The sequence below is a fragment of the Thalassospira sp. GB04J01 genome (assembly GCF_000751115.1).
GTDB classification, from domain to species: domain Bacteria; phylum Pseudomonadota; class Alphaproteobacteria; order Rhodospirillales; family Thalassospiraceae; genus Thalassospira; species Thalassospira lucentensis.
The window spans coordinates 24,005-39,571 of the sequence record NZ_CCDX020000010.1; the positions used below are offsets into that span (position 1 = coordinate 24,005).

The 15,567-nt window shown below is 55.8% G+C and carries 15 protein-coding genes; 12 read left to right on the forward strand and 3 right to left on the reverse strand.

Annotated features, from left to right (window positions below; all coding sequences use genetic code 11):
- Nucleotides 1-17 precede the first annotated feature (17 nt).
- The 6 genes from murF (at nucleotide 18) to AMM48_RS09625 (ending at nucleotide 6,236) form a co-directional block, all read left to right on the forward strand.
- Nucleotides 18-1,442, forward strand: coding sequence for a UDP-N-acetylmuramoyl-tripeptide--D-alanyl-D-alanine ligase (gene murF / locus AMM48_RS09600; protein ID WP_102783845.1), 1,425 nt, complete (start codon nucleotides 18-20; stop codon nucleotides 1,440-1,442).
- Nucleotides 1,443-1,472: 30 nt separating this feature from the next.
- Entirely contained in the window at nucleotides 1,473-2,561 is a 1,089-nt protein-coding gene (gene mraY / locus AMM48_RS09605; protein ID WP_022732911.1) for a phospho-N-acetylmuramoyl-pentapeptide-transferase, read from the forward strand.
- 11 nt (nucleotides 2,562-2,572) lie between these two features.
- On the forward strand, nucleotides 2,573-3,967 hold the full coding sequence (gene murD, locus AMM48_RS09610; RefSeq protein ID WP_102783846.1) for a UDP-N-acetylmuramoyl-L-alanine--D-glutamate ligase: 1,395 nt from the start codon (nucleotides 2,573-2,575) through the stop codon (nucleotides 3,965-3,967).
- Complete coding sequence (gene ftsW, locus AMM48_RS09615) at nucleotides 3,964-5,103, forward strand: putative lipid II flippase FtsW (RefSeq protein WP_102783847.1); 1,140 nt, start codon at nucleotides 3,964-3,966, stop codon at nucleotides 5,101-5,103. The genes murD and ftsW overlap by 4 nt, the downstream gene beginning before the upstream one ends.
- A gap of 149 nt (nucleotides 5,104-5,252) precedes the next feature.
- Complete coding sequence (locus AMM48_RS09620) at nucleotides 5,253-5,711, forward strand: GNAT family N-acetyltransferase (RefSeq protein WP_102783848.1); 459 nt, start codon at nucleotides 5,253-5,255, stop codon at nucleotides 5,709-5,711.
- Nucleotides 5,712-5,957: 246 nt separating this feature from the next.
- The gene (locus AMM48_RS09625; RefSeq protein ID WP_102783849.1) at nucleotides 5,958-6,236 is read left to right on the forward strand and encodes a hypothetical protein; all 279 of its coding nucleotides are present in this window, start codon (nucleotides 5,958-5,960) and stop codon (nucleotides 6,234-6,236) included.
- A 262-nt stretch (nucleotides 6,237-6,498) separates the two neighbouring features.
- Here AMM48_RS09625 and AMM48_RS09630 read toward each other — a convergent pair whose 3' ends face one another.
- Nucleotides 6,499-6,804, reverse strand: a complete 306-nt coding sequence (locus AMM48_RS09630; protein ID WP_102783850.1) for a DNA-binding transcriptional regulator — start codon at nucleotides 6,802-6,804, stop codon at nucleotides 6,499-6,501.
- Complete coding sequence (locus AMM48_RS09635; protein WP_102783851.1) at nucleotides 6,785-7,168, reverse strand: type II toxin-antitoxin system RelE/ParE family toxin; 384 nt, start codon at nucleotides 7,166-7,168, stop codon at nucleotides 6,785-6,787. Before AMM48_RS09635 ends, AMM48_RS09630 begins: the two co-directional genes overlap by 20 nt.
- 304 nt (nucleotides 7,169-7,472) lie before the next feature.
- Here AMM48_RS09635 and AMM48_RS09640 point away from each other — a divergent pair, with 304 nt between their 5' ends.
- The 6 genes from AMM48_RS09640 (at nucleotide 7,473) to AMM48_RS09665 (ending at nucleotide 13,666) form a co-directional block, all read left to right on the forward strand.
- Nucleotides 7,473-8,018: a hypothetical protein gene (locus AMM48_RS09640; protein WP_102783852.1), complete on the forward strand. Its 546-nt coding sequence runs from the start codon at nucleotides 7,473-7,475 to the stop codon at nucleotides 8,016-8,018.
- A gap of 304 nt (nucleotides 8,019-8,322) precedes the next feature.
- A complete protein-coding gene (gene murG / locus AMM48_RS09645; RefSeq protein WP_102783853.1) occupies nucleotides 8,323-9,528 on the forward strand; it encodes an undecaprenyldiphospho-muramoylpentapeptide beta-N-acetylglucosaminyltransferase in 1,206 nt (401 codons plus the stop codon).
- Nucleotides 9,525-10,934 carry a UDP-N-acetylmuramate--L-alanine ligase gene (murC, locus tag AMM48_RS09650; protein WP_022732904.1) on the forward strand — a complete coding sequence of 470 codons (1,410 nt, stop codon included), beginning with the start codon at nucleotides 9,525-9,527 and terminating at the stop codon, nucleotides 10,932-10,934. Before murG ends, murC begins: the two co-directional genes overlap by 4 nt.
- Nucleotides 10,935-10,941: 7 nt before the next feature.
- Entirely contained in the window at nucleotides 10,942-11,886 is a 945-nt protein-coding gene (murB, locus tag AMM48_RS09655) for a UDP-N-acetylmuramate dehydrogenase (RefSeq protein WP_102783854.1), read from the forward strand.
- Complete coding sequence (locus AMM48_RS09660) at nucleotides 11,883-12,797, forward strand: D-alanine--D-alanine ligase (protein ID WP_102783855.1); 915 nt, start codon at nucleotides 11,883-11,885, stop codon at nucleotides 12,795-12,797. Before murB ends, AMM48_RS09660 begins: the two co-directional genes overlap by 4 nt.
- Complete coding sequence (locus AMM48_RS09665) at nucleotides 12,785-13,666, forward strand: FtsQ-type POTRA domain-containing protein (protein ID WP_102783856.1); 882 nt, start codon at nucleotides 12,785-12,787, stop codon at nucleotides 13,664-13,666. The genes AMM48_RS09660 and AMM48_RS09665 overlap by 13 nt, the downstream gene beginning before the upstream one ends.
- An 849-nt stretch (nucleotides 13,667-14,515) precedes the next feature.
- Here the strand turns inward: AMM48_RS09665 and AMM48_RS09670 are convergent.
- Nucleotides 14,516-15,535, reverse strand: coding sequence for a LacI family transcriptional regulator (locus tag AMM48_RS09670; protein ID WP_022732900.1), 1,020 nt, complete (start codon nucleotides 15,533-15,535; stop codon nucleotides 14,516-14,518).
- Nucleotides 15,536-15,567 lie beyond the last annotated feature (32 nt).

Genomic DNA, 15,567 nt, shown 5'->3' on the forward strand with positions numbered 1-15,567 from the left:
AGAAAGAAAGTAACCCTATGACCAAGGCTGTTTTATGGACGGCACAAGATGCCCAAACCGCAACCGGTGGCACAACATCCGGCGACTGGACGGTATCTGGCATCTCAATCGACAGCCGCAAGGTCACCAGGGGCGATCTGTTCATCGCCCTTAAGGGCCCGAATTTTGACGGTCACACATTTGCACAGGCCGCCCTTGATGCCGGTGCGTCCGCCGTCATGGTCGATGACGCGACCGGCATTACCGATCCCGATAAAATCCTTCTGGTCGATGACACCATGGCCGCCCTGAACCGTCTGGGCGAGGCCGGGCGCGCACGAAGCAACGCCAAAATCGTCGCCATCACCGGCAGTGTCGGTAAAACCGGCACCAAGGAAGCCCTAAAATATGTGCTGAGCCAGCAGGGCAAAACCCACGCCAGCCCGGCCAGCTTTAACAACCATTGGGGTGTTCCGATCAGTCTGGCGACCCTTCCGGTCGATGCGCAATACGCCGTGCTTGAAATCGGCATGAACCATCCCGGCGAAATCAGCCCGCTGGTCAAGATGGTCAAACCATCGGTTGCCATGATCACCACTGTCGTCGGCGCGCACACCGAATATTTCAAGGACGAAGCCGAAATCGCCATGGCCAAGGCCGAGATTTTTGATGGTCTGGACAAAAATGGCGCGGTGATCCTCAACCGTGACAATCTGCATTATTTCGCGCTGGCACGCCGGGCCAAGGAACTGGGCCTGACCGACATCAAATCATTTGGCACCGATGCGGTTGCCAATTACCGCCTGTTTGAAGCCAACATCGTCAATGATGGCAGTGCGGTGCGCGCGCGCATTGATGGCCATGAACTGGAATATTTCATTGGCTGCCCCGGCGAACACTGGGTGGTCAATTCACTCGCGGTTCTGGGCTGTGTCGCGGCCATTGGTGCGGATGTCGAACGCGCCGCGCGCGATCTGGCCGATGTCACCCCGCCCGCTGGCCGGGGCGAAACATCCACGGTCAAACTGCCCTCGGGTAACGGCACCTTTACCCTGATTGATGATGCCTATAACGCCAATCCGACATCCATGATGGCCGGGATCAAGGTTCTTGCCCAAACCAAACCCGCCGAGGGTGGTCGCAAGATCGCGGTTCTGGGCGACATGCGCGAACTGGGCGATGATGCGGTTAAAATGCATGCTGACCTTCATCATCCCCTGACCGCGATGGAAATTAACCGGGTCTATTGCGTCGGTCCCTTGATGGCTGAACTTGATAAAACCCTGCCAGACGCCATAAATGCCGGACATTTCGAAACTGCGGAGGCCGCAATTGCGCCGATTAAGGCCGATCTTAAGCCCGGCGACGTGGTTTTGATCAAAGGATCGCTTGGCATTTACGTTTCGAAAATTGTATCGGCGTTAAAATCGGGCGGCGTGGTCGACAAACCCGCACCCCAATAGAAATTCGTCGCAGAAGGAACGACAAGAGCAATGCTCTATAATCTGCTTTATCCGCTGGCCGATCAGATGCCGGTTTTCAACCTGTTTCGGTACATCACGTTCCGCACAGGCGGCGCGATCATAACATCGCTTATCCTTGCTTTTGTTCTGGGCCCGTCCCTGATCCGCTGGTTGCGGTCCAAACAAAGCGAAGGTCAGCCGATCCGCGAAGACGGCCCGGAAGGTCACCTTCTGACCAAAAAAGGCACCCCCACCATGGGCGGCCTTTTGCTGTTGATTTCAACATCCATCGCCACCCTTTTATGGGCCGATCTGACCAATGCCTATGTCTGGGCGGTTTTGCTCGTCACCATCGGCTATGGCTTCCTGGGCTTCCTTGATGACTTCCTCAAGGTGTCCAAGAAAAATACCAAGGGTTTACCCGGCAAGATAAAGCTGCTTGGTCAGTTTTCCATCGCCGCCCTTGCCGCCTTCTGGATTTCCTACAACACCGCCGATCCGCTTTCGACCGCACTGGCCTTCCCGTTTTTCAAGAACTACCTGCTTGATCTCGGCTGGTTCTTTATCCCGTTTGCCATGTTTGTCATGGTCGGGGCGTCAAATTCGGTCAACCTGACCGATGGGCTGGATGGTCTTGCGATTGTGCCGGTGATGATTGCCGCGGCCAGTTTTGCGCTGATCACCTATTTGATCGGTAACATCCAGTTCGCCGAATATCTTCAGGTTCATTACGTCGCCGGATCAGGCGAACTCACCATCTTCCTTGGCGCGCTGGTCGGTGCCGGCCTTGGCTTCCTGTGGTACAACGCCCCGCCTGCCATGGTGTTTATGGGCGATACCGGGTCGCTTGCCTTGGGCGGTGCCCTTGGGGCGGTTTCGGTTGTCACCAAACACGAACTGGTTCTGGCCATCATTGGTGGCTTGTTTGTGCTTGAAACCCTGTCGGTGATCATTCAGGTCGGCTCGTTCAAACTGACCGGAAAGCGCGTGTTTCGCATGGCCCCCCTGCATCACCATTTTGAAAAAAAGGGCTGGCAGGAAGCAACCATCGTCATTCGTTTCTGGATCATTGCCGTGATCCTTGCCCTTGTCGGGCTTGCCACCCTTAAACTTCGCTAAGGAACACACCCTTGATTGATCTTTCACACTTGCGCGGCAAAACCATCGCGGTTCTGGGGCTCGGCAAATCGGGTCTTGCCAGTGTGAAGGCATTGATCAATGCCGGGGCGATTGTCTGGGCGTGGGATGACAACGCATCGGGTCGTGATCTGATCGAACCATTGGGCTTGGCCCCGATCAATCTGACCGAGTGTGACTGGACCGAACCCGACATGCTGGTCATAAGTCCCGGCATCCCGTCCACCTTCCCGACCCCGCATCCGGCGGCTGAAAAGGCACGCCGGGCCGGTGTCCCGATCATTTGTGACGTTGAATTGCTCTGTACCGCACAGCCCGATGTGCCAACCTTGGCGATCACCGGCACCAACGGCAAATCAACCACCACCGCACTCACCGCCCATATTCTGGCCGGTGCCGGGATCAAAACGCAGGCCGGGGGCAATCTTGGCAATGCCGCCCTTGGTCTTGAACCGTCCGGGCCTGATGATTGCCTGGTGCTTGAACTGTCGTCCTATCAGCTTGACCTTCTGGCCGAGGCCGCCTTTGATGCCTGTGCGCTTTTAAACATCACGCCCGACCATCTGGATCGTCACGGCGGGATGGATGGCTATATCGGGGCCAAACATCAAATCTTTGCGCGCAACAAGGGCCCGAAATGGGCGATCATTTCAATTGACGATGAACCTTGTGCCAAAATGTCGGTCGAACTGGCCCGCGAAGGCGGCCGCCACATCATCGAAATTTCGGTCAATCAGCCGGTTGATCACGGCATTTATGTTTCCGATGGCTGGTTGATTGATGATCTGTCGGGCGCACAAACCCGTATTCTCGATCTCACCACTGTTGCTCAGATGCCCGGCAAACATAACTGGCAAAACATTGCCTTTGCCTATGCGCTCTGTCGTGCACGCGGTGTCGATGCCACCCGGATCATTGATGGCATCCTGTCATTTCCGGGTCTTGCCCATCGTCAGGAACGCTTGGGCACCATTGACGGCGTTGTCTTTGTCAATGACAGCAAGGCCACCAATGCCGAAGCATCCGCCAAGGCACTCTCGGCCTATCAGAATATCTACTGGATTGTCGGCGGCAAACCCAAGGAAGGCGGCATCGCCGGGCTTGAGGCATTCTACCCCAACATCAAAAAGGCCTATTTGATCGGGGCGGCCACCAACGAGTTTGCCGACGCACTGGGTACCGATCTGCCGTGGGAAAAATGCCAAACCCTCGATGTCGCCACCAGGGCCGCCTTTGAAGACGCCCGTCAACATGGCGATGACGCCCCGGTGGTCATGCTGACCCCGGCCTGCGCGTCGTTTGATCAATTCAAAAGTTTCGAAGCCCGCGGCGATGCCTTCCGCGACATTTATGCCCATCTCGCCACCAACGCGCAGGAACGCTCATGAAATCGCTGTTTGGTCAGAATACCAATATTGCCTTTTCCCGCGCGGACACCTCCGTTCTGGGCATCTGGTGGTGGACGGTTGATCGCTGGTTCCTTGCCGCCATCATTTTGCTGATGGGCATTGGCGCACTTCTGGTCATGTCGGCAAGCCCGCCGGTGGCCGACCGTATCAATGTCGATAGCTTCCACTTCGTCACCCGCCAGTTTGTCTTCTTGGGGCTGGCTGCCGCCTGCATGTTCTCAATTTCGCTGCTGCCGGTGAAATGGGTCCGAAGGCTGGCCTCGATCATGTTCCTTGGCGTCATTTTCCTTTTGATCATCACCCCGTTCATCGGGTCGGAGATCAAAGGCGCTGTGCGCTGGATCCACCTTGCAGGCATCACGATCCAACCGTCCGAGTTTCTAAAACCGGCCTTTGCGGTTGTCGTCGCATGGATGTTCGCCGAAGGTCGCCTCAACCCGAATTTCCCTGGCTACATCGTCAGCAGCCTGATGCTGGCCCTGTGTATTTTCCTTCTGATGATCCAGCCTGACTTTGGCCAAACCGTGGTTGTGACCTCCATCTGGTCGGTACAAATCTTCCTCGCTGGCCTTCCGATCATTCTGGTGTTTTGTCTGGGCTTGGGCGCGGTTGGCCTTGCGGTCAGTGCCTATTTGATCTTACCGCACGTGCAATCACGTGTGGACCGCTTCCTTGATCCGGCCTCGGGCGACAACTATCAAATCGAACGTTCGATGGAAGCTTTCATGAACGGCGGCATCATGGGCCGTGGACCGGGCGAAGGCTGGGTCAAAAACTCGATCCCCGATGCCCATTCCGACTTTATCTTTGCCGTGGCGGGCGAAGAATTCGGCTTGCTGTTCTGTGTGCTGGTTGTCGGCGTCTTTGCCTTCATCATCATGCGGGGGCTTTCACGCCTGATGGGCGAACGCAACCTGTTCGTCGTGCTGGCGGTAACCGGCATTCTGGTGCAGTTCGGCTTGCAGGCCGTGATCAACATGGCCTCCACCTTGCAACTGGTCCCGCCAAAAGGCATGACCCTGCCGTTTGTCTCCTACGGCGGTTCCGCCACCATCGGCATTGCGATTGGCATGGGCTTTGTTCTCGCCCTCACCCGCAAACGTCCGGGCGAATAACGGTCCGCGAACGGTGCGTAATGGATTCCCGCCTTCGCGGGAATGACACTTCATCGAAACAACAGCCCAACACCGTCACTCCCGCGAAGGCGGGAGTCCATCACGCCGCAGACGACAAACCCCGTGATTAGGAACATCAAAGGATCAACATGATCAGTATCCAACAGGCCGAGCCCCATCACCGCGATGGCTGGGAACGACTTTGGCGCCAAAACATCGTCAATTTTGGCGCACCCGACATGCCCGACGATGTGATTGATGGCCTGTGGCAACGTATTCTTGATCCCGATCACGCCATGCAGGCATGGCTGGCGATTGATGGGACAAACGATGACCACACGGTGGTCGGACTGGCCCACCTCATCATCCACCCGCACACATTTTCCCTGCGCAATGTGGCCTATCTCGAAGATTTCTGGGTGTCACCTGATCACCGGGGCGGGGGCATTGGCGGACACATGATGACGGCATTACAGGCGCAGGCAAAAAAGAACGACTGGGGCCGCCTTTACTGGCTCACCGCTGGCGACAACCATGGAGCACAGCGCCTCTATGACCGCCTGACCAACCGTGTTGATTCAGTTCTCTATAAAATCGATACGGCTTAAACCTCAGACACCGTGCCACCCGCAAAGATGGATTCCCGCCTGCGCGGGAATGACGCCCAAGCGGCGACATCCCCAATACAAAAACACCGTCACTCCCGCGAAGGCGGGAGTCCATGGGATGGCAAATTCCGCTGCCTGAGTGAAAACAGATAAGTCTTTGAGCCGCTGTATGAGGTTTCATCCACAATTGAAATAGACGTTCAACGGTGGGACTGGCATGATTTTGTCGTTAGGGGAGTGAACGACATGATCCGTACTGCTATTTTCACCGCCGTTCTGCTACTTTCCGGATGTGATGAGTCCTATGACGAACGCATGGAAAGACTTGAAAACGCAGTTAAAACACCGATCAGTAGCAGTGGAGATTACTGGATTATCAAGGGGGGAGATTTTCTAACTGATCAGAACTTCAAAGTAGGGTTGATATTCGGCTACGGTGATAACGAGCTTATTTGCCGTGAGATGATTGAGGTCTACCAGAAGGCATATCGATCAGAAAAATTAAGTTGCAGGCTTGCGAATTAAGACATCCTTGTTCAGCACAAGCAGCCGTTCAGAAGTGGCATTTAGCGACAGTTGCAGCCATAAACAACCCATGCGATCATTCGACACGCCTAAAGCGCGAAACCATACCGAACTGAAAAAAGAAAAAGCCCACCACTAAGGATGAGCTTTTTCAATTTCTTTGGACAATGAGGGAAGGCTTACGCCCGCGAACCTCAAAGCCTTAATACAAATCTTATAGGCTTTTTCTGACGCCGCTATCTGTATCTCCGGCTTACACTCATCAGATAATGGCCTGCAAGCCCTTGTCAGCGATGACGTTGAGCAGCTTGAGCGCCGGGCCGGCTGGGTGCGTTTCACCCTGTTCCCACTTGCGTACCGTCGAGGCGGTGGTGTGCAGATGATGGGCGAACACTGGCTGACTGAAGTGCAGCGCTTCACGCAGACGCTTGATGTCGTCGGCGCTGAACTTGCGCACCGGCGGCGGGCAGATCGCGTCGAATTCACGCATCGTCACTTTGCTGATCGCGCCGGCGTCGTGCAATGCGGCCAGATCACCGCGCAGGGATTCAATGATTTTGTTCGTCACAACACACCTCCAGTAAAACACCCGCCTGCAATGCCTTTACCAACTCCTTGGCTGATAGCTCCAGAAATACTTTGCCAGCATATTGCAGTGCTTTTTTCTCGTCTCGCGTGATGTTCGCCTTGTCGCTTTTCGGGAACCCATGCAGAAATACATAACGGTGGCCAACACGAGCCGACAATAATGTGCGGTAGCCACCGCTCTTACCTCCACCTGGGCGAGCGACCCGTTTTTTATAGAGGTGGCCGCCCAAGTCGGCATCAATCAGTCCGCTTTCCATTTCCTGGACCGCCTTGCATAGCGCCGCATCAGATAGTTTCTCGCCCGCCTGCCACCGTGCAAAGTCCTTTCGCTTCAAGACGTCCATACTCATTCACCCTCAAACTATACCCGTAACGGGCATGATTGTCCAGCCCTTGCAAGTGGCAGGTTGCCACCCCGCCACACATATGCCCTCATGCCCCAAAAGGGGACTGTCCCCTTTTATTCGTCATCTCCCCAACACCCAAAACACCGTCACTCCCGCGAAGGCGGGAGTCCATCGTGCATCCCTCAACCACCCTGTAAGGCCTAGATCTCACACAACAGCAAACCCCACCAAACAACGTGACATCAGGCGTTTGGCAAATATACTTTAAATTGCAGCTTTAAAATGTTGGGGAGAGTTTTCGATGATTGGCAAAAACGAAAATCTAACGGACGTCGACTACTATGCGATATCTCGTGTAGATACCGTGCAAAACTGGCGAATGGATATATTGAGTCACACTCATACTATTGCCAACGACAGTTTCAAAAGTTTGATACTCCTAAATGGGGGAACTATTCCCGCTTTAGCCACACTAAAAAGTTTATCGCCTACACCTGAAATTCACGGACTATTTTTAGCTATTGTACTTTTTATGTTTGGCTTGTTCTTTGCCCTTTTTGCACAGTTTTCGATGCATATCTCCCTCAGAAAGAAGGGACGACATCTTGAATCTGTGACCAATGATTTCATTGATGCCTACAGAGCACACAGAAAAGGGAGCAACGAATCATTTGACGCTCAGACTTTTGAAAAACGTCCCGACACGGCTTCTCTCGACGAAGCCAAGGAACGGAAATGGGATCAACGCGCAATAATTTGCGCTTCAATGTCTCTGCTATCATTCATCATCGGTGCATTTTCAGCAATGTACGCATTCTATCCGATAGCAACTTTGTTGAAGGGCTAAGCGTTCGGGTAAATAACGAACCCCAGACAGTTTTGCGCCTGCGCGGGAATGACGCCCAAGCGGCGACATCCCCAATACAAAAACACCGTCACTCCCGCGAAGGCGGGAGTCCATCCCACCACGAACGCAGCCTTAAACAGCACGTCACCACCTTCCCCGCCCTCAAACATCCCAACGACACCCCCCGTCCCAAAAAAACGACAAATTCCCGCCCTATAAACGCCCCCGCTTGAAGGGATATTAACCTTTATCGGGTTTTGATGGGGGAACCTTGGCGCGTGCCGTCGTTTAACATGTGGACGAGATGACGAAACTCACACAACCTGATATTTCCACCACCAATGAGGCCCCGCTTGCCGGGCAGGTCATCGCCGTGACATCCGGCGGGACGGGCGGTCACATGTTCCCCGCCGTTGCCCTGTCAAAGGCGCTGGTGCGGCGCGGCGCAAAGGTGCTGTTTTTCACCGATGCACGGGCCGCGCGCTACACCGACGGGGTCGATGGGGTGCAAACCATCATCCTGCCCGCGGGCGGGATCGCCGGTAAGGGGATTAAAGGCCGCCTGATGGGTGCTGCCCGTCTTGGCCTTGGCACGCTCAAAGCCCGCTCGATAATTAAAAAGGCCAAACCGGCTGTCGTCATCGGCTTTGGCGGATATGCCTCCATCCCGGCCACCATGTCGGCCAAGTGGCTTGGCATTCCGTTTGCCATTCATGAACAAAACGCGGTTTTGGGCCGTGCCAACCGATTGGTCGCAGGGGCGGCCAAACGCATTGCCACGTCATTCCCCACCGTCACCCTGATCGATCCGACCGATCAGAACAAGGTCATCTGGACTGGCAACCCGGTGCGCGCCGAAGTCGCCGCCCTTGCCAACAGCACCTATGACGTACCGACCGAAGACGGCCCAATCAAACTTCTGATCACCGGCGGGTCACAGGGCGCACGTGTTCTATCCGAAATCCTGCCGACCGCACTGGTCAACCTGCCAGAAGGCATTCGCACCCGCCTTGTCGTCACCCAGCAGGCCCGCGACGAAGACATCAATGCGGTGCGCAAGACCTATGACGGGTCGGGCATTGATGTGACATTGGCATCCTTTATCGATGACATCCCCGAACGCCTGCGCGATTGCCATCTGGTGATTGCCCGTTCTGGCGCATCAACCGTCGCCGAACTGACCGCCGCCGGGCGTCCCGGTTTGCTGGTGCCACTCCCCCATGCCATTGATGATCATCAACGTTTCAATGCCCAGCAGGTCGAAGACGCCGGTGGTGCATGGCTTATGCCCCAGGACCGCTTTTCCAGTGAAACCGTCACCGACCGGCTGGCAAAGCTTTTGCGCAATCCGGCGGCCTTGACCCGTGCAGCAAAGGCCGCCAAAACCGCCGGACGTGCCAATGCTGCCGAACGGCTGGCCGATATGGTGCTTGATATGCTGGGTCTCAACCCGGCAGGCACCCCGGATGCAGAAAACATAAGTAAAAAAGACCAAGGAGACACGCAATGAACACCCTGCCGCTCAACATCGGCACCATCCATTTTGTCGGTATTGGCGGCATCGGTATGTCCGGTATTGCCGAAATTCTCCATAACCTTGGCTATTCGGTCCAAGGGTCTGACATCTCTGACAATGCCAATGTTCAGCGCCTGCGCGGTCTTGGCATTAAGGTCTTTGTCGGCCACGAAGCTGGCAACATCACCGATGCCAACGTGGTTGTGATTTCAACCGCGGTTAAATCTGACAACCCCGAAGTCATCGCCGCACGTGCTGATATGATCCCGGTTGTCCGCCGGTCTGAAATGCTGGCCGAACTGATGCGCCTTAAGGCCGCGATTGCGGTTGGCGGCACGCACGGCAAAACCACCACCACGTCGCTTGTTGCCACCATGCTCGATGCGGCGGGCCTTGATCCGACCGTGATCAATGGCGGCATCATCAATTCATACGGCACCAATGCGCGCCTTGGCGATGGCGACTGGATGGTGGTTGAGGCCGATGAGTCGGATGGCACCTTTGTTAAGGTCCCCTCGACCATTTCGGTTGTCACCAACATCGACCCGGAACATCTTGATCACTGGAAGGACTTCGACCAACTGCGCGAAGCCTTTAAAAACTTTGTTCAAAACATCCCGTTTTACGGCTTTGCCGTTCTGTGCATCGACCATCCCGAAGTTCAGGCCCTGATTGGCCGGGTCACCGATCGCCGTATTTTCACATTCGGTTTCTCGCCACAGGCCGATGTCCGCGCAACCAATGTGCGCACCAACATCTCCGACAGCGTCTTTGACGTCGTCATCCGCGAACGGGTCGATAGCGAAGAACGCATCATCAAGGATGTCCGCCTGCCGATGGTTGGCGACCATAACGTGTCAAACTCGCTGGCCGCGATCACGGTCGCCCTTGAACTGGGCATCCCGGACGAAAAAATCGTCTCCGCCTTTGATGGCTTTACCGGGGTCAAACGCCGCTTTACCAAAACCGGCGAGGTTGATGGTGTTACCATCATTGACGATTACGGTCACCACCCGGTCGAAATCAAGGCGGTGCTCAAAGCCGCCCGTCAGGCCACCCAGAACAATGTCATCGCCGTGGTGCAGCCGCACCGCTATTCACGCCTGCATGACCTGTTCGAAGATTTCTGCACCTGCTTTAACGATGCCGACAACGTCATTGTCGCCGATGTCTATGAAGCCGGTGAAACCCCGATCGAAGGCGCATCGCGCGATGCACTGGTCGAAGGATTGCGCAACCGGGGTCACCGCCATGTCAGTGCGCTTGAAGGACCGGAAAAACTGGCCGAAGTTATCGCCGCTGCGGCCAAACCGGGCGATCTGGTTGTCTGCCTTGGTGCCGGTTCGATCAGTGCATGGGCCAACGCCCTGCCCGCCCAACTCGAAGCCCTGAAAAACTGAGGTTACCATGAGCACGCCGGGACACCACACACCCCTGATTGACCGCCTGCCCAAGGTCCGTGGCAAGCTGCGCGAAGGCGCGCAATTGTCAAAGGTCACCTGGTTTCAGGTCGGCGGTCCGGCTGATGTGTTGTTCCGCCCGGCTGACGAGGCCGATCTTGCCGGTTTTCTGAAAAACAAGCCCGCCGATATGCCTGTAACGGTGATTGGGGTGGGATCGAACCTTCTGGTCCGAGATGGCGGCATTCGCGGGGTTGTCATTCGTTTGGGCCGTCCATTTACTGACACTGTGATCGAAGATGGTGCCGTTCATGCCGGTGGGGGGGCACTTGATCTCAATGTTGCGCAAACGGCCCAAATGAACGGTCTTGCTGGCCTTGAGTTCCTTTCGGGCATTCCGGGCACCATTGGCGGGGCACTGCGCATGAATGCCGGGGCCTATGGCACCGAAATCAAGGATGTGCTGGTCTCGGCCACGGCCATTGATGGCAACGGATTGCTCCATACCGTCACCCCCGATGACATGGACATGACATACCGGCATTGCGGCGTGCCCGATGACTGGATTTTCACATCCGCCATCCTGCGTGGCACATCCGGTGACCCCGGTGAAATCGCCAACCGCATGGCCGAAATTCAGAATGCGCGCGCCGGATCACAACCGATCAAGTCGCGTACTGGTGGGTCGACCTTTGCCAATCCGACACCGGACCGCGCGTGGGAGCTCATTGATGCCGCCGGGTGTCGTGGGTTGACCATTGGTGGCGCGCAAATGTCGCCGCACCATTGCAACTTCATGATCAATCTCGGCACTGCCACCGCCTTTGATCTTGAACAGTTGGGCGATGAAGTCAAAAAACGGGTCAAAGACCACAGTGGCGTTGATTTGCGCTGGGAAATCCGGCGCATTGGCGAACGCCTTGGCCACTCAATCATAGGAAAAGACGCATGAGCAAACATGTCGCAGTCATTTATGGCGGTTGGTCGGCCGAACGCGAAGTCTCATTGTCATCGGGGCGCGAATGCATCAAGGCGCTGCGTGAAAAGGGCTATCAGGTTACTGAAATTGACGCGACCCGCGATCTGGCCGCACAGCTTTCTGCCATTGATCCCAAACCCGATGTGATTTTCAATGCCCTGCATGGCCGCTGGGGCGAAGACGGTGCGGTTCAGGGTTTGCTTGAAATCATGGACATTCCCTATACCCATTCCGGTGTGCGCGCGTCCGCCATTGCCATGGATAAAATGTCGGCCAAGGCGATGTTCATGGAATATGACATTCCCTGCGCCCGCCATGTCTGGGTCACGCGCGATGAAATTGCCAAGGGTGCGGCCCTGCCCCCACCCTATGTTCTCAAACCCAATAACGAAGGATCCTCTGTCGGGGTTGAAATCATCCTGACGGCTGAGGAAGAACAAAACATGCTTTCCCGTGACTGGGTGCATGGGGCTGGCGTCATGCAGGAAGAATTCGTGCCGGGCCGTGAAATGACCGTCGCGGTCAAAGATGGCGAGGCGATGGAGGTCATTGAAATCCTGACCGGCAACCATGCCTTTTACGATTTTGAATCGAAATACGCCCAAGGCGGCTCCGAACATGTCGTTCCGGCCGATATCTCGGATGATTTGCGCACCAAGCTGCGCCAGAATGCCGAAGCCGCCTATCGCGCGCTGGGATGCCGGGGAATTGCGCGCGCCGATTTTCGCTATGACCCCAAACACGACCGTCTGGCCATTCTTGAAATCAACACCCAGCCCGGCATGACCCCGACATCGCTTGTCCCCGATGCCGCACGCCATGACGGCTTTAGCTTTGCCGACATCGTCGCATGGATGGTGGAGGACGCCTCATGCGAGCGTTAGGAACATCAAGCACGCTCGAAGAACAGGCGCGCGAACGCCGCGAAAAGCTTGATAAACAACACAGCGTTGCCTCGAACGTCAAACGGATCGCGCGTGTTGTCTGGTGGACCGGTTTCATTGGTGTCTTTACCCTTGGCCCGATTGCGCTTTGGCAAACCGGGCGTGCCGATGCGTGGTTAACCATCGCCCAGAACGAAGCCATTCGCCTGTCGGCTGATTTTGGCATGACGGTCAGAAACATCGAAGTATCAGGCCGCGAAAAAACCGATCCGAATGCGCTTTTGGCAGCCATCGGCAAAAAGCCCGGCACCCCGATCATTACCTTTGACGTCGACAGTGCGCGCGAACGGATCGAGCAGCTGTCATGGGTGCGCACGGCTGCTGTTGAACGCCAGTTGCCCGATACCCTGATTGTTTCGATCGTTGAACGCCGCCCGCTTGCCCTTTGGCAAACAGATCAAGGCAACCATGTGCTGATTGATGGCGATGGCGCGCAGCTTCAGAACTATGAACTGGGCGATTATCTTGATCTGCCGGTTCTGGTCGGTGATGACGCCCCCGAACATGCCGCCGAGATGCTCAGCATCATCAAATCAGTACCCCATCTTTATGATCAAGTCACCGGTGCGCAGCGCATCGGCCACCGCCGCTGGAACATTCAGCTTGCCAACGGCATGTATGTCCGCCTGCCCGAAAAGGACATGGACAAGGCATGGCAACGCCTTGCGGTGCTTGATACCGAACATGACCTGCTCGAACGCGATGTCCTGATCGTCGATCTGCGCCTGCCCGACCGCACCTTCGTCCGCCTCACCCCCGGCGCCGCCGAACTACGCCGCAACCCGCCAAAAAAAGGTGACGCGGCATAACACCGCATTCATCCAACAAGCTGCCCCAGCGGAATGCCACAACGCATAAAGAAGAACGATGCCGCATCATGCCGTAGCCCATCAAGAAGCGTGATGTGCTGCATGACGCCGCAATCCCCCAAAAAGACGATGCGACGTGACGGCGGAACGTACCAAGAAAGATGATGCAGCGTAGCCTCGCAACTCACCAAAAAGATGATGCAAGTCATGCCGCCCCTCACCCAAAAAGGGGGACACGGCATAACGCCGCATTCATACACAAGGTGCCCCAGCAGATCGCCGTCGCCCATCAAGAAGAGTGATGCTGCATGACGCTGCAACTCAGCCCAAAAGATAATCTAGCGCGACGCCACAACACCCTAAAAAAGGTGATGCGACATAATGCCACACCCCACCCAAGAAGATGTCGCCGCCTGACACCGCAACCCGCCCAAAAATGGTGACGCAGCGTGACGCCACAATCCGCTCAAAAAGACGCCTCGATATAACGCAGCACCCATCAAAAAAGTTGCAGCCCCCCGAACTCGAATCCCACCCAAAAAGATACGTCAGTATGAGGTTTGCACCCCATCAAAAAAAGCGATGCAGCGTGACGTCACAACCTGGAAAAAAAGAGGGCGCGGCCGACCCCGCTCTGGCCTCCTGCTCCGTCGTCAAAACCACAACATTAATTCATCATACAATATTACTTATCGGTGTTTTCGACGATCATGCACCCTGCTGCGACCAAACTTCACGTTATTCACTAAAAATGATCAATCGCAATAACTCTTCATTTTTTATGAATAATTGAGACATGCCTGATGCGCCATTTGCGGGTGGGATTTAGGCCCCTTAAACGCGACCACCTTACCCCTCATTTCGCCAAACCGGGACCGGCTGACTAAGCGATTGCAGGTTGGTGGTATCGCGCCCTTCTATGACATCCAAAAGGTGGGTCGCCAATTGCTGTCCTGCGACAATCAGGTCCTCGCGCAGGCTGTCGATGCGTGGTCGGGTAAAGTTCAGTAAATCCGACGTTTCCTTGGCAATCACATCAATATCTTGCCCGACATTCAACCCTGACTGGATCATGCCGTCAATCAGCGCCATGGCGCAAAGCTCGCTGCCGCAAATGATCCCGTCGGGCACATAATCTTGATGGCGCAACGCCATACCGGCCTGACGCAGAACTTCGCTGCTGCTATCAAGGTCAATGCCACCAAGGACTTGGAACGGCACCCCGGCGGCCTTGGCCGTTGCTGCCAGCCCGGCCAGCGTTTCCTGATAATATGAAAATTCCGATGGTGGCGATAACAATGCCAACCGTTTGCGTCCGCGCGAAATCAGGCGGTTTGCCGCCATTTCGCAAAAGGCCCGATTGTCAAAATCGTGATAGGCATGCTCCGCCCCCGTCAGGCTGCGGCCATGCGCGACAAAGGGCAATCCGCTTTGGCGCAGCACCTCAATGCGTTCATCATCGGGGCGCACATGGGTAATGATCACCCCGTCGGCTGCCCGTGTATTCAGGATATAGCGTACCGGGTCCATCGGATCATCGGTGCGTGATTGTGGTGTCACAACAAGATGGTACGGCGTGCCGCGCATGACATCGGAGATGCCGACAATCAAACGCCGGGCAAATTCCGGCACCTTGTCGGTTTGATCCAGCACCAGACTGATGACATTGGTTTTACCCGTACGCAACCGCACCCCGGCCCGATCAGGGTGATAGCCAATGGCATCGGCCACCTTGCGCACCCGCAGTTTGGTTTTGGCACTGATGTCATGCGCGTCTTTTAACGCGCGCGACACCGTGGTCACCCCAAGGCCGGTCATTTCCGCAATGGTTTTAAGCGTCGGTCGGCTTTGAGCACGCGACGGGCCCAAATTGCCAACAGGATCATGTTCAGACAGCGCGC

Excerpts from the sequence above, each read along its gene's own strand:
- murF (WP_102783845.1), top strand. The coding sequence starts at position 18 with ATGACCAAGGCTGTTTTATGGACGGCACAAGATGCCCAAACCGCAACC.
- mraY (WP_022732911.1), top strand. The coding sequence starts at position 1,473 with ATGCTCTATAATCTGCTTTATCCGCTGGCCGATCAGATGCCGGTTTTC.
- ftsW (WP_102783847.1), top strand. The coding sequence starts at position 3,964 with ATGAAATCGCTGTTTGGTCAGAATACCAATATTGCCTTTTCCCGCGCG.
- AMM48_RS09620 (WP_102783848.1), top strand. The coding sequence starts at position 5,253 with ATGATCAGTATCCAACAGGCCGAGCCCCATCACCGCGATGGCTGGGAA.
- AMM48_RS09625 (WP_102783849.1), top strand. The coding sequence starts at position 5,958 with ATGATCCGTACTGCTATTTTCACCGCCGTTCTGCTACTTTCCGGATGT.
- AMM48_RS09635 (WP_102783851.1), bottom strand. The coding sequence starts at position 7,168 with ATGGACGTCTTGAAGCGAAAGGACTTTGCACGGTGGCAGGCGGGCGAG.
- AMM48_RS09640 (WP_102783852.1), top strand. The coding sequence starts at position 7,473 with ATGATTGGCAAAAACGAAAATCTAACGGACGTCGACTACTATGCGATA.
- murG (WP_102783853.1), top strand. The coding sequence starts at position 8,323 with ATGACGAAACTCACACAACCTGATATTTCCACCACCAATGAGGCCCCG.
- murC (WP_022732904.1), top strand. The coding sequence starts at position 9,525 with ATGAACACCCTGCCGCTCAACATCGGCACCATCCATTTTGTCGGTATT.
- murB (WP_102783854.1), top strand. The coding sequence starts at position 10,942 with ATGAGCACGCCGGGACACCACACACCCCTGATTGACCGCCTGCCCAAG.
- AMM48_RS09660 (WP_102783855.1), top strand. The coding sequence starts at position 11,883 with ATGAGCAAACATGTCGCAGTCATTTATGGCGGTTGGTCGGCCGAACGC.
- AMM48_RS09665 (WP_102783856.1), top strand. The coding sequence starts at position 12,785 with ATGCGAGCGTTAGGAACATCAAGCACGCTCGAAGAACAGGCGCGCGAA.